Source organism: Streptomyces sp. NPDC060209 (genome assembly GCF_042728155.1).
In the GTDB taxonomy this organism is placed as follows: domain Bacteria; phylum Actinomycetota; class Actinomycetes; order Streptomycetales; family Streptomycetaceae; genus Streptomyces.
Genome location: NZ_JBHWZS010000563.1, coordinates 1 through 1,766, shown reverse-complemented (window position 1 = coordinate 1,766; position 1,766 = coordinate 1). Strand labels below are relative to the sequence as shown.

Sequence of the window (1,766 nt, the reverse complement as noted above, 5' to 3'; positions counted from 1 at the left end):
CTGCCGGCTCCACGAGCCGCGCCGCTGCCGCCGGCACCGCCACGCGCGCCGCCGCCCGCACCACCGCGGGCCGCGCCGCCGGCGCCGCCCTGTGCGGCACCCGTGCCCGATCCCGCGCCGGTTCCGCCACGTCGGCCACGGCCCCGGCTGCCCGAGCGGAAGGAACCGCCGGCCGCCGAGCCGGAGCCCTGGCTCCCGCCGCGCGTACGCGGCTTGGGCTGTGTCGGCTGCGGCACCTCGATGACGATCGCGACGCCGGAAGGCTCACGGGCACCCGTGATCCGGCTGAGCTCCTCGTCGCTGGACTTGATCCGGGTGGTGAGCGGCGCGATGCCCGCGTCCTGCATCAGCCGGGTCATCTCGCGCTTCTCCTCGGGCAGCACGAGCGTGACGACGCTGCCGGACTCCCCGGCGCGCGCGGTGCGCCCGCCGCGGTGGAGGTAGTCCTTGTGGTCGGTCGGCGGGTCCACGTTGACGACCAGGTCCAGGTCGTCGATGTGGATGCCCCGGGCTGCCACGTTCGTCGCGACGAGCGCGGTGACCTCGCCGTTCTTGAACTGGTCCAGCGTCCGGTTGCGCTGCGGCTGGGAACGGCCGCCGTGCAGGGCCGCGGCACGCACGCCGCTGGCGAGGAGCCGCTTGGCGAAGCGGTCGGCGGAACGCTTGGTGTCCACGAACATGATCACTCGGCCTTCACGGGCGGCGATCCGGGTGGCGACGGCCTTTTTGTCCGTCTCGTCCGCCACGTGCAGCACGTGGTGCTCCATGGTGGTGACGGCACCGGCCGAGGGGTCGACCGAGTGCACGACCGGGTCGGTGAGGAACATCTTGACCAGCCGGTCGATGTTCTTGTCGAGGGTCGCGGAGAACAGCATCCGCTGCCCGTCCGGCTCGACCTGCTTGAGCAGCGCGACGACCTGCGGCATGAAGCCCATGTCGGCCATCTGGTCGGCCTCGTCGAGGACCGTGATCGAAACCTCGTCGAGCCGGCAGTCGCCGCGCTCGATGAGGTCCTTGAGCCGGCCCGGCGTGGCGACGAGCACCTCGGCACCGCGGCGCAGCGCGCCGGACTGCCTGCTGATCGACATGCCGCCGACGACGGTGGCGACGCGCAGGTTCACGGAGGTGGCGTACGGGGTCAGCGCGTCGGTGACCTGCTGGGCGAGCTCCCGGGTGGGAACCAGGACGAGTGCCAGCGGGGCGTGCGGCTCGGAGCGGCGTCCCGCGGTACGGGCGAGCAGCGCCAGGCCGAAGGCCAGGGTCTTGCCCGAGCCGGTGCGGCCACGGCCGAGGATGTCCCGGCCGGCCAGCGAGTTCGGCAGGGTGGCGCCCTGGATGGGGAAGGGGTCGGTCACGCCCTGTGCGGCGAGGGTCTTCAGCAGCGCGGCGGGCATGTCCAGCTCGGCGAACGCGTCGACGGCGGGCAGAGCGGGGGTCAGCGTCTCCGGCAGGGCGAACTCGCCGCCCTGGGCGGGCGCGGTCCTGCGGCGGGCCGGTGCCTTGCCGGATCCTCGGGTGTTCGTCTGTGCCCGGTCCGTGCCGCGCCCCTTTATCGGGCGGCTGCGGGTCGGTCGGTCCTGGCGTTCGGAGCGGGTCATACGGAATTGCCCTCCTGGGGGATTCCTGGGGTTACTGCCGACTGCTGCGGACTGCTCGATCTGTGCGCCCCAGGATGCAAGCACAGAGCAGATGCCCCGGTGGTGGGACCGAACCGGGGAAAGGACGAACCGGAAACAACACAAACCGGGGCCCGCACCTTCACGGTG

Annotated in this window: 1 protein-coding gene; it reads right to left on the bottom strand. The window is 72.7% G+C overall.

Annotated elements, in window-relative coordinates:
• Window positions 1-1,598, bottom strand: a 1,598-nt coding sequence (locus ACFWFI_RS42590; RefSeq protein ID WP_387401323.1) for a DEAD/DEAH box helicase, incomplete at its 3' end; no start/stop codon positions are given.
• Window positions 1,599-1,766 lie beyond the last annotated feature (168 nt).